The sequence below is a fragment of the Microbacterium sp. DMC48 genome (genome assembly GCF_056313825.1).
The window spans coordinates 340,057-363,525 of the sequence record NZ_JBQUZN010000006.1; the positions used below are offsets into that span (position 1 = coordinate 340,057).

The following is a 23,469-nucleotide window of genomic DNA, read 5'->3' on the forward strand; positions in this document are numbered from 1 at the left end:
CTTCCCCAGAGGAGGCCCGCCCCCACCGGGAGAGATCGCCGACGCTGCCTGGGGGCGCGTCGGTGAGAACCGGAGGACGTTGCGTCCTTCGCCTGGTGCCGGGAGCGTGGCCCCCACGGGTCGCGCTCCCGGTTTTCCGGTGGCGCCGGCGCCGGAGCTGCACTGATCACCCGCGCGGCTCGTACCGTCGCAGCTCCTGCGTCCGCGCGACCAGATCCCGCAGCTCCTCGAGCTCGCCGGTGACCATCCCGGCGGCGCGCGCCTGAATCAGGATGTTGCCGAGCGCCGTCGCCTCGACCGGCCCCGCCACGACGGGCAGGCCGCACCGGTCGGCCGTGCGCTGGCAGAGCAGTTCGTTGAGTGCACCGCCGCCGACGAGGTGCACGGTGCGTACGCTCACTCCGCCCAGCCGGGACGTCGTTGCCACGGCGTCCGCGAAGGCCACTGCGAGCGACTCGACGATCGCGCGGACGTACGCGGGCCGCGTACGGGGCGGGGCCATGCCGTGCTCGTCGCACCATGCGTCGATGCGCGCCGGCATGTCGCCGGGCGCGAGGAAGCGGGGATCGTCGACGTCGAACACGGGTGCCGCCGATGCGGGCACCTCCGCCGCGGCCGCGAGCAGCGCGCCCAGATCGGCCGGTGCGCCATCGCGCGACCAGCCGCGGACGGTCTCGCTGAGGATCCACAGCCCCATGACGTTGTGCAGCAGGCGCACACGCCCGTCGACCCCGCCCTCGTTGGTGACGTTCGCCGCCCGCACCGCGGGGGTGAGTACCGGATGGGCGACCTCGACGCCGACCAGCCCCCACGTCCCGCAGGAGATGTAGGCGGCGGCGTCGGCGTGCATGGGGACGGCGACGACGGCGGATGCCGTGTCGTGCGAGCCCACGGCGATGACGGGCGCGGTGCCGCCCACACTCGCCTGGACGTGGGGGAGGAGCTCTCCGATCCGCTCGCCCGGAGCGATGAGCGGCGGGAGCACGGTGCGCGGCAGTCTGAGAGCGGACACGAGCTCGTCGTCCCATGTTCGCCTGCGCGCGTCGAGCAGCCCCGTCGTCGATGCGTTGGTGAGCTCGGCGCGGCGAGCGCCGGTGAGCCAGAAGGCGATGAGGTCGGGGATCAGCAGCAGCGTGTCGGCGGTCGCCATCAGCTCGGGCGGCTCGGCGGCCAGTTGGTACGCCGTGGTGAACGGCAGGAACTGCAGGCCGTTGCGCGCGAACAGGTCGTCGCGTGCGATGGCGGTCTCCACCGCCGCGACGCCGCGGGCGGTGCGCTCGTCGCGATAGTGGAACGGGATGCCGAGGAGTCGTCCCTCGCGCAGCAGCCCGTAGTCGACCGCCCACGAGTCGACGCCGATGCTCGCGATCTGCGGTTCGCGGCGGAAGGCGTCCCGCAGGCCGTGCACGGATGCGGCATAGAGCCCTGCGGCATCCCAGTGCAGGCCCGTGCCCAGGCGGATCGGATCGTTGGGAAATCGCGCCACCGTCTCGGTGTCGAGGATGCCGCGCCCGACCCGCCCGAGCACGACGCGCCCGCTGGTCGCGCCCAGATCGATCGCGGCGACCGCGCGTGGCGTGTGGATCATCGCAGGAACGCGGCCGCGACGCCGGAGTCCACCGGGACGTGCAGGCCCGTGGTGCGCGACAGCTCGGGTCCGGTGAGCACGAAGACCGCGTCGGCGACGTTCTCGGGCACCACCTCGCGCTTGAGGATCGTGCGGTTGGCGTAGAACTGGCCGAGATCCTCCTCCTTGACCCCGTAGGTCGCCGCGCGGTTCGCGCCCCAGCCCGCGGCGAAGATCCCGGAGCCGCGCACCACGCCGTCGGGGTTGACGCCGTTCACCCGCACCCCGTGCGCACCCAGCTCGACCGCGAGCAGACGCACCTGGTGCGCCTGGTCGGCTTTCGTCGCCGAGTAGGCGATGTTGTTCGGTCCGGCGAAGACGGAGTTCTTCGAGGAGATGTAGATGACGTCGCCGCCCATCCTCTGCGCGATGAGCGCCGCTGCGGCGGCCTTCGACACCAGGAACGAGCCCTTGGCCATGACGTCGTGCTGCAGGTCCCAGTCCTTCTCCGTCGTCTCCAGCAGCGGCTTCGACAGCGAGAGACCGGCATTGTTGACGACGAGGTCGACGCCGCCGAAGGCCAGGATCGTCTCGTCGATCGCGGCCTGGACGGCCTCGGCATCCGCCACGTTCGCCGCGACGCCGATCGCCACGTCCGGCCCGCCCAGCTCCGCGGCGGCGGCCCGGGCCTTCTCGAGGTCGAGGTCGGCGACCACGACGCACGCACCCTCGGCGGCCAGGCGTGCGGCGATCGCTTTGCCGATGCCGGAGGCCGCGCCCGTGACGAACGCGATGCGCCCCTGGTGGCTCTTCGGCTTCGGCATCCGCTGGAGCTTGGCCTCCTCCAGGGCCCAGTATTCGATGCGGAACTTCTCGGCGTCCGAGATCGGGGTGTACGTGGAGACCGCCTCGGCGCCGCGCATGACGCTGATGGCGTTGACGTAGAACTCGCCCGCCACTCGCGCCGTCTGCTTCGTCGCGCCGTAGGAGAACATCCCCACCCCCGGCACGAGCACGATGAGCGGGTCGGCGCCGCGCATCGCGGGACTGTCGGCGTCGGCGTGCGCGTCGTAGTACGCCCGGTAGTCGACACGGTAGTCCTCGACCAGCTCGTGCAGGCGGGCGAGCTGGTCGTCGAGGGATGCCGTCGCGGGCAGGTCGAGCAGCAGCGGCTTCACCTTGGTGCGCAGGAAGTGGTCGGGGCAGCTCGTGCCCAACGCTGCGAGGCGTGGCGACGCCTCGGACGCGAGGAATTCCAGCACGGTATCGCTGTCGGTGAAGTGACCGAGCATCGGACGATCGCTGGAGACGAGGCCGCGGATGGTGGGCGCGAGCGCCGCCGCGCGGGCACGCCGCTGCGCGAGGGGAAGGGCCTGGTAGCCGTCCCGAACTCCTCCGAACGGAGCCGGATCGCCGTGTTCGGCGAGGTAGGCGGCGGCCATCGCGATGATAGTGGAGGAGTTTCGCTCGGCCTCGGCGCTGGTCTCGCCCCATGCGGTGATGCCGTGGCCGCCGAGGATCGTGCCGATCGCCCGGGGGTTCTCGGCCCTGATCGCCGCGATGTCCAGCCCGAGCTGGAAGCCCGGACGGCGCCAGGGCACCCAGACGACCGTGTCGCCGAAGATCGCGCGGGTGAGCGCGGGGCCGTCGGCGGCGGTGGCGATCGCGATGCCCGCATCGGGGTGCAGGTGGTCGACGTGGGCGGCATCCACGAGCGCGTGCATCGCGGTGTCGATCGAGGGAGCGGCGCCGCCCTTGCCGTGGAGGCAGTAGTCGAACGCGGCGACCATCTCGTCCTCGCGGTCGACGCCGGGGTACACGTCGACGAGCGCGCGCACGCGGTCGAGGCGGAGCACGGCCAGTCCCGGCTCGGTGAGCGTGCCCAGGTCGCCGCCGGAGCCCTTGACCCAGAGCAGCTCGACGGGGGCTCCGGTGACCGGGTCGATGTCCGTGCCCTTGGCGGACGTGTTGCCGCCGGCGTAGTTCGTGTTCGCGGGGTCGGCGCCCAGACGGTTGCTCCGGGCGAGGAGTTCGGCGACGGTGGGGTTCGTCATCTCAGGCACCCCATCCTGCCTGCACGCCGCCGACGCGCTCGGCCGCACTGCGTTCCGCGTAGCCGGATGCCGCATAGGCGGCCATCGGGTCGGCGGGAAGTCCCCGCTCCACGCGCCAGGCGGCCAGCTGAGGCCGGACATCCGTCTGGAACGCGTCCATGAGGATCGCGTTCGCAGCGAGCACGTCGTCGTTCTGCTGAGCGGCGCTCAGCGCCTCGCGGTCGAGCAGGAGTGCGCGCGCCGTCATCTCCTGCACGTTGAGCACCGAGCGGATCTGGCCCGGGATCTTGTCCTCGATGTTGTGACACTGATCGAGCATGAACGCGACATCCGGATTGTTCAGACCGCCGCCGCGGATGACCTCCACGAGGATGCGGAACAGCTGGAAAGGGTCGGCCGCTCCGACGATGAGGTCGTCGTCTGCGTAGAAGCGGCTGTTGAAGTCGAAGGAGCCGAGTCGTCCGAGTCGCAGCAACTGCATGACGATGAACTCGATGTTGGTGCCGGGGGCATGGTGGCCGGTGTCGAGGCAGACCATCGCCCTCTCGCCCAGGGCCGCCACCTGCACGTAGGAGGTGCCCCAGTCGGGAACGTCGGTGTGGTAGAACGCCGGCTCGAAGAACTTGTACTCCAACACGAGGCGCTGCTCGTCGCCCAGGCGTGCGTAGATCTGCTGCAGCGAGTCGTGGAGGCGATCCTGTCGGTCCCGCATGTCGTTCTGGCCGGGGTAGTTGGATCCTTCGGCCAGCCAGATCTTCAGGTCGCGCGAGCCCGTGGCATCCATGATGTCGATGCACGCGAGGTGATGGTCGATCGCCTTGCGGCGGATGCGTTCGTCGTGGTGCGTCAGCGCGCCGAACTTGTAGTCCTCGTCCTGGAAGGTGTTCGAGTTGACGGTGCCCAGGCGCACGCCGTGGTCTTCGGCGTGGCGGCGCAGGGCAGCGTAGTCCTCGACCGCGTCCCAGGGGATGTGCAGCGCGACGCTCGGTGCGAGCGCCGTGTGACGGTGCACCTGCGCGGCATCCGCGATCTTCTCGAACGGATCGCGGGGCGTGCCGAGGGTGGGGAAGACCCGGAAGCGGGTTCCCGAGTTGCCGAAAGCCCACGAGGGCAGCTCGATCGCCTGGGCGGCGAGGGTGGACAGGTTCTCTGGTGACAGCGTCGTCATTCTCGGGCTTCTCTCGACAGGCGTCTGATTCTCGAACGCGCATTGAATCGTTTCAAACGGTAGTGTCGTTGAAACGATTCGTCAAGATCGACAAGGGGCGGAGATGGGCGTCAGTGTGAAGGACGTCGCTGCCGCCGCGGGCGTCTCGGTGGGCACAGTCTCCAACGTGCTCAACCGACCCGAGAAGGTCGCCGCCGAGACCGTCACCCGGGTGCAGAGCGCCATCGAGCGTCTCGGATTCGTGCGCAACGACGCGGCGCGCCAGCTGCGCGTGGGGCGCAGCCGCGCGATCGGGCTCGTCGTGCTCGACACCGCGAACCCCTTCTTCGCCGAGGTCGCCCGCGGGGCCGAGGAGCGCGCCGCGGCCGAGGATCTCGCGGTGCTTTTGGGCAACAGTGATCATCTGCACGACCGCGAGGACGCCTACCTCGACCTGTTCCGCGAGCAGCGTGTCAACGGTGTGCTCCTCACGCCGACCGCGCGTGATGCGTGGCCGATCGAGCGGCTGCGCGCCGCGGGAATCCCCGTGGTGCTCGTCGATGCGGAAGATCACGAACGGCGGGTGCCTTCCGTCGCCGTCGACGACGTCGAGGGCGGATTCCTCGCCGCGGCACACCTGCTGGCCCTCGGCCGGCGTCGACTGGCCTTCGTCGGCGGGCCCGCCCACGTGCGGCAGGTCGCCGACCGACTCGCCGGCGCACGCCGTGCGCTCGACGCCGTCTCGGATGCGACGCTCGAGGTCGTCGACGTCGACGCGCTCACGGTGCTCGCCGGACGCCGTGTCGGCGACGCGCTCGCCGCCCGAGCGCCCGCGGATCGGCCCGACGCCGTGTTCTGCGCCAACGATCTGCTCGCCGTGGGGCTGCTGCAGGGGGCAGCGATCCTCGGCGGCATCCGCGTCCCCGAGCAGCTCGCCCTCATCGGCTACGACGACATCGATTTCGCGGCGACGGCCGTCGTGCCCCTCTCCTCCATCCGCCAACCCGCGCGGAGCATCGGGGCGACCGCAGTGGAGCTGCTGCTCGAGACGCTCGACGATCCCGCGGCGACGCGCGCCGTCCGCTTCCGTCCGGAGTTGGTGGTGCGGGCCTCGACCGGCTCGTGAGCGCGGGCGCGACTCACTCGACGCTGCGCACCCACCTCTGCGCCGGCACCGCCAGGGTGCGCTCTCGCGCGCCGAGCACCGTGATCGTGCGGTCGGTGTCGCCGAGATTCGCAGCAAGCAGCGTGGCGGCACCCCTGTCGTCGACCGCTCCCACCACCCACAGCAGCCCGTCGCGACTGCCGCCGTACAGCAGCCTCTGCCCGGACAGCTCCGAGAGCGCGCGCACGGCGGCGGCGACGGGATAGGGGGTGCCGCGCTCGTCGCGGATGCCGCGCGGACCCCACTCCTCGAAGAAGGCCAGGCTTGCGACACCGGGCACCGCCAGCGCCGCAGCGGAGGCGATCGTCCACGCGGCCATCGGCGCGCTGCGCTGGCGCGCGTCGTCCGGCGCGACCAGAGCCGCTCCGTACCCGCGGGTGAGCGCGCTCGTCGCCGGAGACGACGCGGGCGTCGTCGCGACGTCGTTCACCCGCGGATGCAACGTGACCGGGCCGATGTGCACGGGCACTCCGGCCGCCAGAACGACGGCCTGTGAGGCGACGAGGCGCTGGATGCCGAGCGACTCGATCAGCTGGGCGGTTCCGGTGCTGTGGAAGAGGGGTGTGAGGCTGAAGGCGACGCCGTCGACCGTGTCGTCCAGGCGATGGTGCTCGCGATTGAGCTGGGTGAAGTGCGTCCGCACGCCCCCGATCACCGCCGCCGCGACGTGGTGACCGCGGTGCGCGAGTGCGGCGCGCAGCAGCGCCGTCGCCTCCCGATCCGCGAGCTGGGCGGCATCGCCGTCGCGCCAGAAGGCACCGAGGCGGGAGACATCGTGGTGTGCGAGCGCGGCGACGGCGCGATCCAGCGCGTCCACGGTCGCTTCCCGCGCGTTCGAGGCGGACGGCAGCAGCAGCCGCACATCCAGGCGTCCGCCCGACCGTGCCGCGCGCTCGAGCGCGGCCGGCCAGCCGGCCCATCCGAGATCGAGCTCGACGAGCACAGGGAGTGATCCGACCGCGTCATCCGCGCGTGGCTCGGGTGCAGGATCGGCTCCCGTGGCCGCCCCGACGGCGATCTCCGGAAAGCGGCCGGCGGTGATCAGAGCGACCGCGTCCGTCTGTGGGGCGGGGGCCTCCCCGGCGGGTGCGGGCGTCGCCCGCCGGGCCGTCACCCTCACCGCCTGCGTGATCCGTGCGCCGGCGGCCAGCTGCACCGGGAACGGGAGAGCGAGCGGCCGGCTGTAGGTCTTGAACGAGGCGTCGGTCCAGTTGCGCTGGTCTTCCATCTCGAAGACGTCGCCAGAGACCACGACCTCGACCGCGAGGCCGGCGTGCGTCCATCGCAGCGCGCCGATGTCGAGAACGGGTTGGTGGGGGCTGATCGCGCGGGGGAACGTCGTCGACTGCTCGCTGCCGTCGGTGTGGGTCACCGACAGCGTGGTACCCGCCACTGTCGGCGGGTGGAGGACCACGAGTCCGGTGCGATTCGTCTCGAAGGGCCGCGTCGTCTGGAGATCGCACGCGACGGTCAGCGTGAAATCCGCCGCGTGCACGCGGACCGTGCCGACGAAGGAGGACCCGTGACCGCGCGAGCGCACGTGCAGCGTGAGCGACGCGTCGTGCTCCTGGACGCGTTCGACGACCAGTGCAACGGTGTTCCAGTCGCGGTCGCGGACCACGGCGCGCACCGACCGGAGAACCAGCGCACCGTCGACCGAGATGTCGGCGAGCTCGTCGCCGCGCAGGTCGAGCGACCAGCGCCCCGCGCTCCAGCGCCGCGGATCCTCACCCCACCACTGCTCCGTCACAGCGACGTCATGCCCCCGTCGACCTGGAACGTTGCACCCGTCGCGAAAGCGCCGTCGTCGGACGCGAGGTAGACCATGATGCCGGCGACGTCGTCGGGGGTGCCCGCCCGCCCGATCGGGATGCGCTCGACGATCGCGGCCCGTGCCTCGGGATCATCGGTGATGGCCGCCACCAGCGGCGTCTCGGTGTACGCAGGCTGCACGGTGTTCACACGGATGTCGGTGCCGGCGTACGCCGCAGCCACCGTGCGCGCGAGGCCGTGCACGCCGGCCTTCGACGCACTGTACGCGGTGAAGTCCTTCCCCTCCCCGTTGACCGCCGTCGGGCTGCCGGTGAGGATGATCGAACCGCCGCCGCGGGCCAGGAGCGAGCGGACCGCGTACTTGACCGTCAGGAAGGTGCCGGTGAGGTTGACGTCGATCGTGCGGCGCCAGACGTCGAGGTCGAGGTCCGCGATGGGCGCGTCGTGGCCGAAGAGTTGCACGCCGGCGTTGGCGACGACCACATCGGGCGCCCAGCCGGCCGCGTGCACCTCCGCGAACCCCGCGGCCACCGACGCCTCGTCGGAGATGTCCATCGTCAGCGCTCGCGCAGCTGCGCCGATGCGCGCGGCTGCCTCGGCGGCCCCGTCGCCGTTGCGATCGGCGAGGATGACGCGGGCTCCCTCCCGGGCGAACCGTGTGGCGACCGCCAGGCCGATACCCAACGCGCCACCCGTGATGAGGGCCGTCTTGTCGTTCAGCTGTCCCATGGGGTCCTCAGTTCTTCGGCGCGAGCGGGCGCTCGATGCGGTCGAGGTGGAGCATCCGCGCGAGGTTCTTATCGAGCTCGTCGTCGCGGAAGATCTTCTTCCAGTCATCTTTGATGATGCTCTCGCGACCGTAGTCCATCGCGATGAGGCAGGCGTCGCTGAAGGGGTTGTCGCCGCGGAGCCCATTGGCCAGCGCCACCTGCGTGTGCCCGTACAGGATGCTGCGCGCCGCCGCCTCGGGAACTCCCATCGTGTGGATCGCCTCGTGCAGGGCCTCGTTCAGGAGCGCGCCGATCATGCAGGCGACCGTCTCGACAAGCGTCGGCTCGAGCTGGGCGAGCTGCTTGACGCTCACCCAGTGCACGTCCACGACGGGTGCGTAGATCGCCCGCACCGTGTCCTCGACGATCGCCCTCTTCTGCGGGTCGTCGCTCTCGATCGCGGCGATCGCGTCCTGCGGTGCGGCGACGCCGCCGAAGGTGTCGGCCCATTCCTCGGCGCTCTGCCGCTGGAGGAACACCGACGGATGACAGGGGTGCGCGACCGCCTGCACGATGTCGTCGCGCGTCGTCAGGAGCCCGGCATAGGCGGCGGCGGGGTCGAGGGTCAGGACGATCGTGCCCGGTCGCAGCTGGGGCACGAGCTCCGCGGTCACCGGCGCCAGAGCGAGATCGGGCACGGCGAGCACGACGATGTCGGCGTCGACGACGGCAGTGGCGGCGTCGGACAGCGTGCGACCCGCGGCGAGGACGCGCTCGCGACCGGCCGGCGAGGTCTCGACGTAGTGGACCGTGTGGGCGGTGCGTACGAGGTTGTCGGACACGCGCGTGCCCATCTTGCCGCCGGCGCCGAAGACGGCGATGGTGTGGCTCACGGGGTTCTCCTCAGGTATTCCAGGGTGGTGCGGGTCCAGTCCCGCTCGGTGCGGATGGTGGTCTCGGCGTCGCCCTGCCACGGCAGCCAATGCTCGACGATCTCGTCGATGCCGCGCTCGACCGGGCGGACGGTGGTGCGCAGGTGCGCGTAGTCGTGCAGTCCTGTCCCCATCGGGGCGCCGGCGTAGGTGAAGCCCACCCATCCGTCGCGCCGGCTGAACGCGAAGTCCTTGACGTGCACATTGCGCGTGGCGGATGCCGCGGCCTCCACGCAGGCGCGGGGATCCTCGAGCCGGGCGACCACGTTGGCGGGGTCGAGGCAGATGCCGAGGTGCGCGCTGCCGACATCGTCGACGAGGCGCACCAGGTCGTCGGTCGCGACCTGCTCGTACGTCTCGAGCGCCAACGTGACCCCCGCCTGTTCGTACGAGGACACGGTCGCCGTCAGCCACGCCCGGGCCTCGGACGGCGACGGCTGCGCGTGGGGTGCGCCGACCATGGTGCGCACGAGGTCCGCCTCGAAGACCGCGGCGAGGCGGAGGTAGCGCTCGAGGTGTGCGGGGGAGATGCCCTTGGTTCCGAGCTGGATCCGCAGGCCCAGCTCGCGGGCGACGCCGGCCGCGGTGCGCAGCTCGGCATCCGTCATGGCCTCCAACGGCGCGTAGTCGCAGATCTGGAACAGTCCCACATCGAGCGCGCGCGTCGCGTGGAAGGCGTCGATGAGGCTGAGCGGCTTCGGGGCGCGATCGGAGTGCTGCCAGAAGAACGCGTAGGTGCCGAGCCCGATCACGGTGTCGACGTCCGTGTGAGGGCCGCCGCCTCGTCGACCACGGCGGCGAGCGCCGCGGGGTCGTGCGCGAAGCGGCCGAGGAACACGCCGTCGACGTCGCCGTCCAGTCGCGTGAGCAGGCCGGGACCGGCGGAGCCGCCGTAGATGACACGGGAGCCTCCGCGCGCGGGATCGGCGTCGAGCGCAGCGCGCAGGGCGCGGGTGACGACGCGGATGTGATCGGTCGGTGCCGGCTCGGGAGCGCCGATCGCCCAGACGGGCTCGTAGGCGACCATCACGGGCGCCGCCGGAGCATCGGCGAGGGCCGTGCGCAGCTGTGCGAGCGTCGCGGATGCCGCGGCATCCGGGTCTTGCCGGCTCGTCTCACCGACGCAGAGAAGGGGAGTGAGGCCCTCGCTGAGTGCCGAGGACGCTTTCGCCGCCACGTCCGCGTCGGTCTCGCCCCGCAGCCGCCGGCGCTCGGCGTGCCCGATCTCGACGAGCGTGACTCCGGAAGCGGACAGTTCGGAGGCGGTGGTCTCGCCGGTGAAGGCGCCCGGGGGGAAGGCGGACACGTCCTGGGCCCCGACGCGTATACGCGTGGGGGCGCAGGTGGCCACGGCATCCGCGATCTGGAGATAGGTGGGCACGACGAACACCTCCACGGCTCCGGAGCGGACGGCGGGCAGGGTGCCGACGCGGAACGCGACCTCCTCGAACCACTCGCGCGCCTGCTGGCGACCGAAGTGCGCCTTCAGGCTCACTCCGACGGTGAGCGCCGCCATCAGCAGGAACCGGTGCTCTCGTACTGTGCGATGACGGCGACTTTCTCCGCCGATGCGGACGCGTCGTCGAAACGGTAGGTGAGCCACTCCCGGACGAGTCGGCGCGCCAGCTCCACTCCCACGACGCGCTGGCCCATCGTGAGCACCTGGGCGTTGTTCGAAAGCACGCCGCGCTCGACGGAGAACGAGTCATGGGCGGTGACGGCCCGGATGCCGGGAACCTTGTTGGCCGCGATCGCGACGCCGAGCCCCGTGCCGCAGATGAGCAGGGCCCGATCGGCCTCGCCACGCGCCACACGCTCGGCGGCTTCGATGGCCACGCGGGGGTACGCGGTGTGCCCGTCGGCATCGACTCCCACGTCGACGACGTCGATGACGCCGGGGTGGGCGAGCAGATCCTGCTTCAGGATCTCCTTGTAGTCGAATCCGGCGTCGTCACTGCCGATCACGAGGCGGAGGGGCGTGGTCATGCGTGAGTCCTCTCGGAGTCGGCGAGTGCGCCGGCGGTCGCGTCGGCGATGAGAGCGAGCGAGTGCGCGCCGGGGTCGGGGGTGCCGACGCTGGCGGTCCCGTGCGTGCGGGCGCGCCCGCGCCGGGGGAGCAGGTCGGCGGTGGCGGTCGCCGCCGTTCGCGCGGCGGATGCCGCCGCGGTCCAGGCGTCGGCCAGAGGGGTGCCCGCCGCGACCGCTCGGGAGAGCGCGTCGCTGAAGGGCACGAGGGCGTCGACGAGGGTCTTGTCGCCGACGGCGGCGCCCCCGTGAGCCTGCACGGTGCGGGCCGCGTCCGCGACGCCCGCCGCGACCTGAGCGGGCGCGGGGGTGCCCGCATCGCCCAGGTGCGCGGCGATCGCGGTGAGGATCAGACCCCACAGCGCCCCCGAGGTTCCGCCGGCCCGATCCGACCATGCGTCGGCGGCGCGGCGCAGGACGCTCTCGGCTCCGGCGCCGGCCGCGACCGCCTCCGCGGCGGCCGCGCGGGCAGCGCGTGCCCCGCGCTGCATCCCGATGCCGTGGTCCCCGTCGCCGGCGATGGCGTCCATGCGCCCGAGCTCGTCGGCGTGCCTGTCGATGGTGGTCGTGGCGGTGTCGAGAAGATGCAGCACCGTGGTCGCGCAGCGGCGCGACTGGTCGTCGCCGGAGGTCACGGGCGCGGCGGGCGTTGGGGGCGTCGATGCGGCGAGCGCCTCGTCGGTGGCGGGGCGGCCTCCGCCGACGCGGGCCCGGTCGACCTCCTGCGGTGCACGGCGGTAGGCGGGCGTGTCGACGGGGGTGTCCCAGAGCGTCGCCAGCTCGTCATCGAGCCAGAACAGCGTCAGCGAGGTTCCCGCCATGTCGAAGCTCGTGCAGTAGTCGCCCACGTGCGGATCGACGATGACCGCGCCGGCCTCGGTGAGCCGCGCGGCGACGCGGCGGTAGAGCACGAAGAGCTCCTCCGCGGCGAGCGAGCCGAGTCCGTTGAGGATGGGAACGACCCGGCATCCGCTCACTTCGACGCCATCGGGCACCTCGGCCAGCAGGTGATCCACGAGGAGGTCGGCCAGCTCGTCGGCGGTCGGCACGTCGGTCTCGCCGATTCCGGGCTCGCCGTGGATGCCGAGTCCCACCGCCATGCGGCCGATCGGCACCGAGAACAGGGGTGCCGGGTCACCGGGGAGCGTGCAGCCCGAGAACGCGACGCCGAAGGAGCGGGTGCGCTCGTTCGCGTGCGCGGCGATCCGGGTCACGCCGTCGAGGTCGTAGCCGGCCTCGGCGGCGGCCCCGGCGATGCGGAAGACGGTCAGATCGCCCGCGATCCCGCGACGGCGGTGACGCTCGTCGGGCCCGGCGCTCGAGATGTCGTCGGTGACGGTCACGGTCGCGCAGGCGATGCCGTCCGCCCGCAGGCGCTCCTGGGCCGCGTCGAAGTTCAGGACGTCGCCCGCGTAGTTGCCGTACGAGAAGAACACCCCGCCGCCGCGGTGTGCGGCGCCCGCCACGGCGTGCACCTGCTGCGTCGACGGCGAGGCGAAGAGGTTGCCCATCGCCGCACCGTGGGCGAGCCCCCGACCGACGAGGCCGCCGAAGGCGGGGTAGTGGCCCGAGCCGCCGCCGATGACGACGGCGACCTGACCCGGTCGCGCGCCCTCCCGGCGGACGACGCCCCCGGGCACGCGTCGCACGTAGGCGGCATGGGCGGCCACGAAGCCGTCGATCATCTCCTCGGCGAAGTCTGCCGGGTCGTTCCAGAGGCGCGTCATCGCGGGGTTCTCCTGAAGATCAGAGCCGGAGAGAGCGCACCGGCACTCGGACATTCTGACAAACCGGTTGACCAATTGCAAGAACCGGTTGACCAATCGTGGGAGGGGACGGCGGTGCTGCCGTATGTTGGACCCGTGCCCGCTTACCCCGACGACCGCTCTGCCGAGATCGCGGCGGCGTTGGAGGTGCTGCCCACCGGCTCGCCGGTGTCGCAGGTCGCCCGTCGTCTGATGGATCTCTTCACCGGCGGCTCGCTCGAGCCCGGCACACGGCTTCCTCCGGAGCGTCAGCTGGCGACGACGCTGAATGTCGGGCGCTCCGCGGTTCGCGAAGCGCTCGCCGCGCTCGAGATCCTCGGCATCGTGGACGTGCGCGCCGGCTCCGGCACGTACCTTCGCGGCACCGCGAGCGACCTGCTGCCGCAGACGCTCCGGTGGGGACTGCTGATCGGGCAGAAGAACACCGATGAGATGCTCGAGCTGCGCTCGGGGCTCGAGATCTATGTCGCGCGCCTGGCCGCCGGTCGCGCGAGTGCCGACCAGCGCGCCGCGCTCGCGGCATCCGTCGCTCGCATGCGCGAGACCACCGCCGAGCTGACGGCATTCGCCCGGGCGGATGCCGAGTTCCACGAGACGCTCGCCGCGGCCGCCGGCAACGACACGCTCGTCGATCTGCTGCACGTCGTCCGCTCACTGCTGCAGGTCTACGCGGATCGTGCGGTGCACGATGCCGCCGCGGCGGAGCTCGCGATCGAGGAGCATGCGGCGGTGCGTGCCGCCGTCGACGCCGGTGACGCCGACCTCGCCGCCTCGGCGATGGCGGCGCACATGGCCACGGCGTCGCGCCGGCTGTCGGAGGACTCCGGTCGCCTCAGGGCGCGATGACGACGGTGCTGAACGACGCCGCCGGAAGCTCCAGCGACAGCACCTCAGCACCGAGCAGCAGGCTGATCGGCATGACCTCGTCGAGCTCGTTGTGCAGCACGACGACGAGCGAGCCGTCGGGGTTTCGGAACACCAGCTGATTGTCGTGACCGGCGACGCACCAGGTCGGCAGCACACGGGCGCCGGGGGCGACGAAGGCACTGACGTGCTTGAGCACCAGGTAGTCGGGCGTGTAGCGGAAGGTGCGGGTGTCGGGATCGACCACGACGAGCGAGTTCTGCGTCCAGCCCCAGCGACTGCGGCCGCCCTCCTGCAGTGCGATGTTCCAGTACTGGTAGGCGTTGGTGCCGTTGCCGAGGAAGTGCTTCATGAGCCGCCACGCGTAGCGCGCGTGACGCCAGTCGTTGCGTCCGTCGCCGCACTCCTGCTCGCTCTGATAGATCCGCAGCTCCGGGTGCAGGCGGTGCACGGCGGCGACCGCCCCTTTGCCCGCCCACTGCAGGCCGACACCGGACACGACGGCGGCGGCCTCCGGATCGGCGAGGACCCCCTCGATGAGCCGGTCGTCCGCGCGCTCGAGCGTTCCCAGGAAGACCTCGACGCCGCGCGCGGCCATCTCCGGGCCGAGGTGGCGCAGGAACGCCGACAGCCCTGACGGCGTCCACGTGCAGCTCGGAAAGACCTGTGCCGAGTTGAACTCGTTCTGCGGCATGACCATCGACACCCGGATGCCGCGCTCGGCGTACCCGTCGACGAACCTGCCGAAGTATGCCGCGTAGGCCGCGAGGTGCTCCTCGTCGACGCGGAACATGTCCGTGCCCTCGGCGCCGACCTGGTCGGGTCGCAGCCCGTTGTCGACGTCGCCGAAGAAGGGGTGCGGAAGGGCCCCGGCGTAGTGCCCGTTGCGCTTCATCCACGTGGGCGGACTCCACGGAGAGGCCCACAGGACGAGGTCGGGGCGATGCGTGCGCGCGGCGCGGATGAACGGCACGAGGGTGTCGTCGTCGTGCGACAGATCGAAGTGGGCGAGACCCAGGTCGCCCGGGGTCTCGTCGTAGGAGTACCAGTCGCGTGAGAAGTCGTTCGCGCCGATCGGCATGCGGCAGATGCCGAACGAGGCGCCCACGCCGGGGGCGAACAGCTCGCGGAGGATGCCGGTGCGTTCGGCCTCGGTGAGCAGGTCGAGAGCCTGCCAGCCCAGCTCGTTGAAGCAGGCGCCGAAGCCCTCGATCTCCTGTTGCGGATCGTCCACGGCGACGACCACGTCGGGCATGGCCGACGGGCCCGTCAGCGCCGCCGCCTCCCGCGTCTGCCACACGGCATCCGCGGTGCTGACGATCCAGCGCGGCCCGGTCATCGAGCGACTCGCGTGAGACGCACGGCCATGAACTGCCGTCCCGGGAGGTCGACGCGCAACGGACCCGTGTGCGTTCCGGCCACCTCTTCGACGGTCATGTTCCACGTGTCGATCACCTCGACGCGCCAGCGGCCTTCGCCCAGGAGGACGTTGCGAAAGCGCGGACGGTTGAAGCCGAAGTAGGCCACCCGTACGTCGCCGGTTCCGCCCCACGGAACGTCCCAGTCGCCGGGCAGCGGGTCCCAGACGCCGTCGGGCGCCTCGGCGAGCAGCCGCTCGAGGAAGGCGATCCGGGCGGGCGAGGTGCCGTGCAGCGCGCCGCCCTTCGACCACCACAGCACCTCGTCGTCGTCGGCATCCCCGGGGGCGTCCAGAGCAGGCGGATAGTAGGTCTCGCCGTGTCCGACGTAGCCGCCGCGCACGGCGCCCTCCCAGAAGCGTCGGGTCATCTCCTCGCCGGTGATGTTGCCCCAACCCTGGTCGATGTCGCCCTCGTAGGCGCACTCGTCGATGACGACCGGCTTGCCCCAGCGCTCCCGCCACTGATCGGTGTTCTCCGCCGTGCGGTAGACGTCCACCCGCTGGATCGAGACGTGCGTGATCCACGGGCGGTCGTAGTCGTAGAACGGACGACAGTTGTGGATGGAGTTGAGGTGTCCGAACGGATCCTCCTCGCCGACGATCGCCGCCAGGCGCTCCCAGTCGTCGAGATCCTTCGACCACATGAGGTCGTACTCGTTCGCCATCGACCACCAGACGTTCGCGTAGCCGGAGAGGCGGCGCACGACGTAACGCAGGTAGCGTTCGTCGACCGCGGGGCCGAGGTCCGAGAAGCCCCACCGGTCGTAGGCGTGGAAGAGGATGAGGTCGGCTTGGATGCCGAGCTCCGCCAGATCGCGGATGCGCTGCTCGAGACGGCGGAAGTGCGCGGGGTCGAACCGGGTGAGGTCGAAACCGGTCTCCAGCGAGCCGACGAAGGGGAAGTCGATCGGTTCGTTCGCGTTGTAGAGGTACGACTTGGGGAACACGCACATCCGCAGCTTGGTGAACGGCGACGCGGCGAGGGTGGCGAGAGTCTGCTGCTGACGCGCCTCGCTCTGGTGCGTCCACGCGTACGCGGTCGTTCCCAGCGGCCGATGGCGCGTGCCGTCCGCGTGGCGGAAGTGGAACCCGTCGACGCGCACCGGGCCGTGCGCGTCGACGGGAGCGGGAGCGACGTCCACGGTGCCGGCGATGCCGTCGAGCGACCGGGCCGTGGAGCGGGTGCGGAAGCGCCAGGTGCCCTCGGCATCCGCGAGAGCCCGGATGACGTACACACCGTCGCCGTCGTAGAACCCGCCGACGCGCACGACGCTGCCGTCCGGTCGGGTGAACAGGGCGTCCAGTTCCACGTCGACGAAGGGGTTGCCGTGCGACGGGCCGACGAGGCGCACCTCGAGGGGGTCCCACTGTCGCGCCTTCGAGGCCGGGGCGAGCGTCGCCGAGGCGGGGGCGACCTCGTCGGCCTCGTACGCCGGGTCGGGAGCGATCGCCGGGGGGTAGGGGGCGCGGGCGGTGCCGTCACCGACCTCGGCGAGCGCAGCCCAGAGCGCGTCGCGGGCGGCCGGCTCCTCCAACTCCGGAACGAGCGCGACGAGCTGGCCGAGGCGGGCGCTGCGGAACTGCTGCGCCATGGGAGAGGCGGCGATGCCGGGAAGGTGCTTCTCGAGCACCGCGCGGCCGGCGGGGCTGTCGAGCGTCTCGCCGAACGTGCTGGCGCGATCGAACATGGAACTCCTCAGATCAGGGGGTCGTCGCCGCGCGGATCGCGTGATCGACGGCGTCGAGCACCGACGGCGGCGTGAACATCAGGGCGGACACGAGCGGACGACCCGCCGCCCACGTCGTCTCCTCGCGGACGGCGTCGACGCGCTCGGGCGCGACGTCGGCCAGCGTGTCGAGCAGCGCGCGGTAGGCGCGCGGATCGTCGATGACGGCGGCGAGGTCGGCGTCGAGTCCGGGCAGTTCGGGTCGCTGCGCACCGGCCGCCGCAGCGACACGCCACTCGTGCGAACCGGGCCCGACGGTCGCGGCGATGCCGGGCAGATCGATGTCGGCAGTGGTGTTCGCCGGTACGGTCGCGGTCACGACGATGCTGTCGCCGTCGCGACGCCAGGAAACGGCAGCCTCGCCGTAGGGGGTCAGGTGCCGCGCCGACGCGCGCGTCAGCGCCGAGAGGGGGCGCGGCGCGATGCGCAGGCGTCGATAGCCGGGCGCGGCCGGCGCGAGCCCTGCGACCGAGCGGTGCAGCCAGTCGGCGACCGCGCCGAGCGCGTAGTGGTTGAACGAGGTCATCTCGCCGGGATTGACCGACCCGTCCGGCAGCAGCGAGTCCCACCGCTCCCACACCGTCGTCGCGCCCTGCGTGATCGGATACAGCCACGACGGGCACTGCGTCTGCAGCAGCAGGCGCTCGGCGGCATCCACGTGGCCGGTGGCGGTCAGTGCGTCGGCGACCAGCGGTGTGCCGACGAAGCCGGTGCCGATGCGGTAGCCGCCCTCGCGGACCAGTGCCGCCAGGCGGCGACCGAGCGCGGCGCGGGTGTCGGCGTCGACGACGAGGTCGAACTGCAGCGCGAGGGCGTAGGCCGTCGGAGCATCGCTCATCATGCGTCCTGCCGGGGTGATGTACTCCGCGGTGAACGCCCGGCGCGCGGCCTCGGCGAGGGTTCCGTAGGTCTCGGCATCCTCGTCGTGTCCGAGCAGCGCTGCGGCATCAGCGACCTGGCGCAGCGACCGGGCGAAGTAGGCGCTGGCGACGATGTCGGCGTCGACCTTCGCCTTGCCGGGCTTGTCCGGCGGGGCGGCCGGGTCGAGCCAGTCGCCGAGCTGCATACGGCCGGCCCACAGGCCTGAGTCGCCCGCATCGCGGCGCACCGCCTCTACCCACGCACGCATGCTCGGATACTGCGCGGCGAGCACGTCACGGTCGCCGAAGCGCTGCCACAGCACGCTTGGCACGACCGTTGCGGCGTCACCCCACGCGGCGACCGGTCCGCCGCCCGCGAACGACGGCAGCGCTGCGGGGACGACGACCGGAACGATCCCGCCGTCGCGGTTCTGCTCGTGCGCCAGGTCGCGCAGCCACGAGGTCAGGAAGCCGTCGCAGTCGTAGAGGAACGTCGCGGTCGGCGCGAACACCTGGATGTCGCCCGTCCAGCCCAGGCGCTCGTCGCGCTGCGGACAGTCGGTGGGAATCGACAGGAAGTTGCCGCGCATGCCCCAGCGCACGTTCTCGTGCAGCTTCTGCACGAGCGGGTCGGATGCCGAGAACCATCCGGTCCGGGCGAGGTCGGAGTGCAGCACCACGGCCTCGATGTCCGCGGGGTCGACGTCGAGTCCGGTGATCTGCGCGTAGCGGAAGCCGTAGAAGCTGAAACGCGACTCCAGCACGTCGTCGCCGCCCGAGAGATCGAACGTCGCCGTCGCCTCGGCGTTGCGCAGGGGGCGAAGAGCCAGCTCACCCGCATCGAGCACTTCGGCATGACGGATGACGATGCGGGTGCCGGCCGCTCCTCGCGCACGGATGCGCAGGCGCCCGACCAGGTTCTGTCCGAAGTCGAGGATCGTGGCGCCGGAGGGCGAGGCGAGAACCTCCGCGACCGGCAGCGTCTCGATGCGGCGTACGGGCGGAGCGATCCGCGGCTCGGGGACGGGGACGTTCTCGTAGCCGGGCCGCGCCGCCGCGCCGACGCGCGCCGACGTCCACACCGCGTCGTCGAGGCTCCGGCGCAGGTCTTGGTGTTCGCCCGCGTAGATGCCGCTGTCGACGACGGGGCCGTCGCCCGTCGCCTCCCAGCCGGGGCCGGTGGCCGCGAGGGTCGCGCTCGTGCCGTCTGCGTACGTCACGCGCAGCTGGGCCAGCCACGAGGGCTGATCGCCGTAGACGCGGTCGGTGAAGGTGAAGAAGCCGTACTTCTCCGTGTACCAGGCGCCCGCGATCGTCGCCGCGAGCTCGTTCTCGCCGTCACGCAGGAGGGCGGTGACGTCGACGCTCTCGTGCACGAGCCGGTCGCGGTAGGCGGTCCATCCGGGCGAGAGCACATCGTCGCTCACCGGGGCGCCGTTGACGGTCGGTTCGGCCACGCCCAGCGCGGTCCAGAAGAGGACGGCGCGCGTGACTTCGCGCTCGATCATGAAACGGGTGCGCACCGCGGCGGGCTGCGCTGCGCGCGACGGGTCGGCCAGGCCGACCGGGAGGGCGACCCACTCGTCGTCGGCGAGGAAGCCCGCCTCGACGACGAGCGCATCGCTCCACGTCGTCGATCGTCCATCGGTGCTGTGCGCTCGCACCCGCACCGATCGGCTCTCACCGGGTGCCAGAGGGCGAAACGGCCAGGGAGCGAGGGCACTCTCGCCGTCGTCCAGGGTGAGCGTGATCTCCCCGTCGCTGAGCTCCGCGCTCGCCTGCTGCCAGCCGGTGATGTCGCCGCCGACCACCCAGCTCAGGCGAGGGGTCGCCGTGGCGACCACGGCGCTGTCGTGGCGCAGCTCCGCGCGCAGGCTCGTGATGACCGCGGTCATGCTGTCGCTTCCAGAAGCACGCCGAGCTCGCGCGCCAGTGCGACGGCGCGCGGGTCGGCCCCGCCGGGCCACGGTCCGCGGACGATCGTCCAGGCGAAAGTGATCCCGGTGTCGGGGTCGGCGCAGGCGAGCGCACCGGCCGCGCCGTCGTGACCGAACGCGCGGGGACCGCCGAAGGAGAGTTGCTGCGACGGCTTCTGGAAGACGATCGCGTGGGCCCGGTCGTGCTGGTGGAGCACCTCGTCGTAGCCACGGATCTGCTGCTGGCCGATCTGCTCGACGGTGTCGGCCGACAGGAACGGGGCGCGACCGTCGACGCCCGTGACCGCGGCGGCGAAGAGGCGTGCGAGCCCCCGCGCGGTGCCCGTGCCCGCGGTGGCGGCATGGCCGTACCGGTAGTTGCGGGGCGAGTTGGTGTGGTCGATGTCGCGGCTGAGGGCGCCGAAGACCACCGGGCCCAGCGCCGAGAACTGCGGAGTGCCCGTCGCCGATACGGGACGGATCATCGGGCGCAGCGGCGCGAACCGGTGCTCCTGGTCCTCCGGCAGACCGAGGTAGAAGTCGACGTCGTGCGGGGCGCGGATCTCATCCTCGTAGAACTCGTGCAGGGTTCGCCCCGTCACGCGGTACACCAGCTCGTCGCCCAGGCTGCCGATCGTGATCGCGTGGTAGCCGAACGCGCTGCCCGGGTACCAGTACGGCCGGGTGTCGGCGAGGCGCGCGGCCGCCGCGTGGTGGTCCCAGAGTTCGTCCCACGTCAGGGCTGTGGTCGCCTGCGGAAGCCCCGCCTGGTGCGAGAGCAACTGGCGCACCGTGACGGCATCCTTCCCCTTCGCGGCGAATTCGGGCCAGTAGTGCGCGACGCGCTCATCGAGATCGATGAGACCGCGTTCCAGGAGCAGGCCCACCGACAGTCCGATCGTGTTCTTGGTGACCGAGAACGGGATCAGCACGGACGTGCCCGTCAGGTGCGGGCCGCCCCACGCGTCGAGCACCGGCACGCCGCGGTGGAAGGCCGCGACCTGGAAGGAGAGGTCGTCGTCTTCGCGCAGGAATCCGTCGAGACGGTCGACCACCGCGGCCAGGCGCGCGTCGGCCGCGCCCTGCAGGTGGGTCGCGTTCACCGGCGACACCGTCGTCGTCATCACTCCGACACCTCCCAGGCGAGCGAGAGCGGCAGCTCTGCGACGGAGGAGCCGATGCGCAGCGTATACGTGCCGGCCTCGACGTCCCAGTGCTCACCGGTCCAGTGGGCCAGGCGTCGCTCGGGAAGGCCGATCGAGACGGTCGCGGATGCGCCGGCGTCGACGCGGAGGGTCGCGAATCCGACGAGCCAGCGCTCGGGGCGCTCGATCGCCGAGCCCGGCCGTTCGGCGTACACCTGCACCACCTGCTTGCCGGAGCGCGCGCCGGTGTTGGTGACCGTCACCGCGACCTCGCCGCCCTCGCGGCGCGCATTGTCCCACGACCACGTCGTGTAGCCGAGTCCGTGGCCGAACGGGAAGGCGGGAGTCGCGTCGTCCTTCAACCACGCGCGGTAGCCGATGTGGATGCCCTCGGTGTAGCGCAGCACGCCGTCCTGCGGGGTCACATCCGTGACGGGGACGTCGGCCAGTGCGGCCGGCCAGGTGGTGGGCAGGCGCCCCCCGGGCTCCTGGGCGCCCGTGAGGATGTCGGCGATCGCGTGTCCGAACTCCTGGCCGCCGAAGTAGCCCTGCACGACGGCGGCGACCTCGTCGGCCCAGGGCAGGACGACGGGCGAGCCCGCGTTGACCACGACGACGGTCGGGGTGCCGGTCGCCGCGACGGCCCGCACGAGCTCGTCCTGCGCGCCGGGGAGGTCCAGGCTCGTGCGGTCGTAGCCCTCGGACTCGACGCGAGAGTTCGTCCCGACGACCACGACGGCGACATCGGCGGATGCCGCGGCATGCGCCGCCCGGGCGATCAACTCGGCATCGGGCGTGCGCTCGGGGGCGATGCCGACCGTGGCGCTGAGCGCACCGGCGAGGGCGCCCGCCGCTTCGCGCGAGAACTCGACGCGGACCGTGCGCGCCACGCCCGCCTCCACGGCGACAGCGGTCGTCAGCGACGGCGGGTTCAGGAACGCGGCGCCGAGGTCGGTGCCCTCGATGACGGGGCTGTCGTCGAGCACCAGCTCGTCGTCGACGTAGAGGCGCCCGTGGTTGGCACCGGCGAAGCCCAGCTCGATCGTGCCGGACTCGTCGGGCGTGAACCGCGTCTCGAAGATGACGGTGCGGCTCGCCTCGATGGGGGCGTCCCCGCCGAACCAGACGAGCGCCGTCGACCGGCGATCTTCGGCGAAGAGCTCGGTGCCCTCGGCATCCAAGAAGCGCACCCGCAGTCCCGGCTCTCCGGTGACGGGGTTCTGCAGCTGGGCGAGAGGAATCTCGGCGACGCCTTCCTGCACGAGCGCGCCGAGCTCGTAGGAGACCTCCACGCCGGGCAGGGCGGCGCGCAGCCCGTCCAGCGGCGAGACGACGTGCGCGGGGACGACGGTCGCGCTGCCGCCTCCCTGTGTGCGGGCATCACGGGCATTCTGGCCGATGACGGCCACCGACCGGAGGGACGCCGGGTTCAGCGGCAGGGTGCCGTCGTTGCGCAGCAGCACGGTCCCCGCCACGGCCGCCTCGCGTGCGAAGGCCGGGCCGTCGATCTCATCGGTCGCCGCCGGAGCGCTGTCGCCCAGGGCGCCGACGCGCTCGGCCAGCAGCAGCAGACGCAGCACCTTGCGGTCGAGGTCGGCCTCCTGGACACGCCCGTCGCGGACGGCCTCGGCGAGTTCGGCCCAGGCGGGAGCCGGGCCGGGCATGGCGAGGTCCTGCGCGGCGGCGACCGCGTCGAGCGAACGCACGGCGGTCCAGTCGCTGATCACGACGCCGTCGAAGCCCCAGTCGGTGTTCAGGGGCGTCTCGAGCAGGTCGTTCTCGGTCATGGTCACGCCGTCGACGGAGTTGTACGAGCTCATGATGGTCCACGCGTGCGCGTCGGTGACGGCCCGCTCGAACGGCGCGAGATACAGCTCGCGCAGCGCGCGGTCGTCGACGCGGACATCCACCGTGAAGCGGTCGGTCTCGGAATCGTTCGCGACGTAGTGCTTGGGGCACGCCGCGACGCCGCGCTCCTGCATGCCCGCGACGTACGCCGCAGCCAGCTCGCCCGACAGCTGGGGATCTTCGCTGAAGCACTCGAAGTGGCGTCCGCCGAGGGGGCTGCGGTGCAGGTTGATGGTCGGACCGAGCACGACGTCGACGTTCTTGGCCCGTGCTTCGGCGGCCGCCGCGGCGCCGTAACGGTACGCCAGTCCGGCATCCCACGAGGCGGCCAGCGCCGAGCCGGACGGGAGGTTCAGCGACGGCTCGCGCTCATCCCAGCGGGGACCGCGCACGCCGGCGGGCCCATCCGAGAGCGTCATCGCGCGCAGACCGATCTCCGGCAGCGGCACCGTCGTCCAGAAGTCGGCGCCCTGGACGAGAGCGGCCTTCTGCTCGAGCGTCAGCTTCTCGAGCAGGGGGCGCAGGTGGTCGGCGGCGGCGGTCATGGAGG

At 71.8% G+C, this 23,469-nt stretch carries 17 protein-coding genes; 2 read left to right on the forward strand and 15 right to left on the reverse strand.

Translation table 11 applies throughout. The features are described from left to right. Positions 1 to 166: 166 nt before the first annotated feature. The 3 genes from ACT53O_RS13600 to rhaI are packed head-to-tail and all read right to left on the reverse strand — an operon-like array spanning position 167 to position 4,789. On the reverse strand, positions 167 to 1,588 hold the full coding sequence (locus tag ACT53O_RS13600; protein WP_476152988.1) for a rhamnulokinase: 1,422 nt from the start codon (positions 1,586 to 1,588) through the stop codon (positions 167 to 169). Beyond that, positions 1,585 to 3,621, reverse strand: coding sequence for a bifunctional aldolase/short-chain dehydrogenase (locus tag ACT53O_RS13605; protein WP_476152990.1), 2,037 nt, complete (start codon positions 3,619 to 3,621; stop codon positions 1,585 to 1,587). The genes ACT53O_RS13600 and ACT53O_RS13605 overlap by 4 nt, the downstream gene beginning before the upstream one ends. Position 3,622: 1 nt before the next feature. Beyond that, positions 3,623 to 4,789 (reverse strand): L-rhamnose isomerase, encoded by a 1,167-nt coding sequence (rhaI, locus tag ACT53O_RS13610; protein WP_036317596.1) that lies wholly within the window; start codon positions 4,787 to 4,789, stop codon positions 3,623 to 3,625. 103 nt (positions 4,790 to 4,892) lie between these two features. On the opposite strand from rhaI, the gene ACT53O_RS13615 reads away from it, so the two are divergent. Then, positions 4,893 to 5,894, forward strand: a complete 1,002-nt coding sequence (locus ACT53O_RS13615) for a LacI family DNA-binding transcriptional regulator (RefSeq protein ID WP_476152992.1) — start codon at positions 4,893 to 4,895, stop codon at positions 5,892 to 5,894. 13 nt (positions 5,895 to 5,907) lie between these two features. Here the strand turns inward: ACT53O_RS13615 and ACT53O_RS13620 are convergent, their stop codons facing one another. Genes ACT53O_RS13620 through ACT53O_RS13650 form a run of 7 tightly spaced genes read right to left on the reverse strand, consistent with a single transcriptional unit; the run spans position 5,908 to position 13,100 of the window. After that, a complete protein-coding gene (locus tag ACT53O_RS13620) occupies positions 5,908 to 7,683 on the reverse strand; it encodes a D-apionate lactonase family protein (RefSeq protein ID WP_476152994.1) in 1,776 nt (591 codons plus the stop codon). Beyond that, positions 7,680 to 8,435 (reverse strand): SDR family NAD(P)-dependent oxidoreductase, encoded by a 756-nt coding sequence (locus ACT53O_RS13625; protein WP_476152996.1) that lies wholly within the window; start codon positions 8,433 to 8,435, stop codon positions 7,680 to 7,682. The genes ACT53O_RS13620 and ACT53O_RS13625 overlap by 4 nt, the downstream gene beginning before the upstream one ends. A 7-nt stretch (positions 8,436 to 8,442) precedes the next feature. Further along, positions 8,443 to 9,309, reverse strand: coding sequence for a phosphogluconate dehydrogenase C-terminal domain-containing protein (locus ACT53O_RS13630; RefSeq protein ID WP_083867956.1), 867 nt, complete (start codon positions 9,307 to 9,309; stop codon positions 8,443 to 8,445). Then, positions 9,306 to 10,100, reverse strand: coding sequence for a sugar phosphate isomerase/epimerase family protein (locus ACT53O_RS13635; protein WP_476152999.1), 795 nt, complete (start codon positions 10,098 to 10,100; stop codon positions 9,306 to 9,308). The genes ACT53O_RS13630 and ACT53O_RS13635 overlap by 4 nt, the downstream gene beginning before the upstream one ends. Further along, positions 10,097 to 10,864: a triose-phosphate isomerase family protein gene (locus tag ACT53O_RS13640; RefSeq protein ID WP_476153001.1), complete on the reverse strand. Its 768-nt coding sequence runs from the start codon at positions 10,862 to 10,864 to the stop codon at positions 10,097 to 10,099. The genes ACT53O_RS13635 and ACT53O_RS13640 overlap by 4 nt, the downstream gene beginning before the upstream one ends. After that, complete coding sequence (locus ACT53O_RS13645) at positions 10,864 to 11,334, reverse strand: ribose-5-phosphate isomerase (protein ID WP_112931900.1); 471 nt, start codon at positions 11,332 to 11,334, stop codon at positions 10,864 to 10,866. The genes ACT53O_RS13640 and ACT53O_RS13645 overlap by 1 nt, the downstream gene beginning before the upstream one ends. Beyond that, complete coding sequence (locus ACT53O_RS13650; RefSeq protein WP_476153003.1) at positions 11,331 to 13,100, reverse strand: dihydroxyacetone kinase family protein; 1,770 nt, start codon at positions 13,098 to 13,100, stop codon at positions 11,331 to 11,333. The genes ACT53O_RS13645 and ACT53O_RS13650 overlap by 4 nt, the downstream gene beginning before the upstream one ends. 135 nt (positions 13,101 to 13,235) lie before the next feature. Between ACT53O_RS13650 and ACT53O_RS13655 the strand changes: the two genes are divergently transcribed. Then, positions 13,236 to 13,985: a FadR/GntR family transcriptional regulator gene (locus tag ACT53O_RS13655; protein ID WP_112932908.1), complete on the forward strand. Its 750-nt coding sequence runs from the start codon at positions 13,236 to 13,238 to the stop codon at positions 13,983 to 13,985. Here the strand turns inward: ACT53O_RS13655 and ACT53O_RS13660 are convergent. The 5 genes from ACT53O_RS13660 to ACT53O_RS13680 are packed head-to-tail and all read right to left on the reverse strand — an operon-like array spanning position 13,972 to position 23,464. Then, positions 13,972 to 15,342 carry a glycoside hydrolase family 30 protein gene (locus ACT53O_RS13660; protein ID WP_476153005.1) on the reverse strand — a complete coding sequence of 457 codons (1,371 nt, stop codon included), beginning with the start codon at positions 15,340 to 15,342 and terminating at the stop codon, positions 13,972 to 13,974. The genes ACT53O_RS13655 and ACT53O_RS13660 overlap by 14 nt on opposite strands. Further along, positions 15,339 to 17,111: a DUF5605 domain-containing protein gene (locus tag ACT53O_RS13665; protein ID WP_476153007.1), complete on the reverse strand. Its 1,773-nt coding sequence runs from the start codon at positions 17,109 to 17,111 to the stop codon at positions 15,339 to 15,341. Before ACT53O_RS13665 ends, ACT53O_RS13660 begins: the two co-directional genes overlap by 4 nt. Positions 17,112 to 17,124: 13 nt before the next feature. Continuing rightward, on the reverse strand, positions 17,125 to 19,905 hold the full coding sequence (locus ACT53O_RS13670) for a family 78 glycoside hydrolase catalytic domain (protein WP_476153009.1): 2,781 nt from the start codon (positions 19,903 to 19,905) through the stop codon (positions 17,125 to 17,127). Beyond that, positions 19,902 to 21,050 carry a serine hydrolase domain-containing protein gene (locus ACT53O_RS13675; RefSeq protein ID WP_476153011.1) on the reverse strand — a complete coding sequence of 383 codons (1,149 nt, stop codon included), beginning with the start codon at positions 21,048 to 21,050 and terminating at the stop codon, positions 19,902 to 19,904. Before ACT53O_RS13675 ends, ACT53O_RS13670 begins: the two co-directional genes overlap by 4 nt. Continuing rightward, the gene (locus ACT53O_RS13680; RefSeq protein WP_476153013.1) at positions 21,050 to 23,464 is read right to left on the reverse strand and encodes a beta-glucosidase H; all 2,415 of its coding nucleotides are present in this window, start codon (positions 23,462 to 23,464) and stop codon (positions 21,050 to 21,052) included. Before ACT53O_RS13680 ends, ACT53O_RS13675 begins: the two co-directional genes overlap by 1 nt. Positions 23,465 to 23,469: the final 5 nt, after the last annotated feature.

Excerpts from the sequence above, each read along its gene's own strand:
- ACT53O_RS13670 (WP_476153009.1), bottom strand. The coding sequence starts at position 19,905 with ATGACCGCGGTCATCACGAGCCTGCGCGCGGAGCTGCGCCACGACAGC.
- ACT53O_RS13640 (WP_476153001.1), bottom strand. The coding sequence starts at position 10,864 with ATGGCGGCGCTCACCGTCGGAGTGAGCCTGAAGGCGCACTTCGGTCGC.
- ACT53O_RS13605 (WP_476152990.1), bottom strand. The coding sequence starts at position 3,621 with ATGACGAACCCCACCGTCGCCGAACTCCTCGCCCGGAGCAACCGTCTG.
- ACT53O_RS13680 (WP_476153013.1), bottom strand. The coding sequence starts at position 23,464 with ATGACCGCCGCCGCCGACCACCTGCGCCCCCTGCTCGAGAAGCTGACG.
- ACT53O_RS13650 (WP_476153003.1), bottom strand. The coding sequence starts at position 13,100 with ATGACGCGCCTCTGGAACGACCCGGCAGACTTCGCCGAGGAGATGATC.
- ACT53O_RS13615 (WP_476152992.1), top strand. The coding sequence starts at position 4,893 with ATGGGCGTCAGTGTGAAGGACGTCGCTGCCGCCGCGGGCGTCTCGGTG.
- ACT53O_RS13665 (WP_476153007.1), bottom strand. The coding sequence starts at position 17,111 with ATGTTCGATCGCGCCAGCACGTTCGGCGAGACGCTCGACAGCCCCGCC.
- ACT53O_RS13600 (WP_476152988.1), bottom strand. The coding sequence starts at position 1,588 with ATGATCCACACGCCACGCGCGGTCGCCGCGATCGATCTGGGCGCGACC.
- rhaI (WP_036317596.1), bottom strand. The coding sequence starts at position 4,789 with ATGACGACGCTGTCACCAGAGAACCTGTCCACCCTCGCCGCCCAGGCG.
- ACT53O_RS13675 (WP_476153011.1), bottom strand. The coding sequence starts at position 21,050 with ATGACGACGACGGTGTCGCCGGTGAACGCGACCCACCTGCAGGGCGCG.
- ACT53O_RS13660 (WP_476153005.1), bottom strand. The coding sequence starts at position 15,342 with ATGACCGGGCCGCGCTGGATCGTCAGCACCGCGGATGCCGTGTGGCAG.
- ACT53O_RS13645 (WP_112931900.1), bottom strand. The coding sequence starts at position 11,334 with ATGACCACGCCCCTCCGCCTCGTGATCGGCAGTGACGACGCCGGATTC.
- ACT53O_RS13625 (WP_476152996.1), bottom strand. The coding sequence starts at position 8,435 with ATGGGACAGCTGAACGACAAGACGGCCCTCATCACGGGTGGCGCGTTG.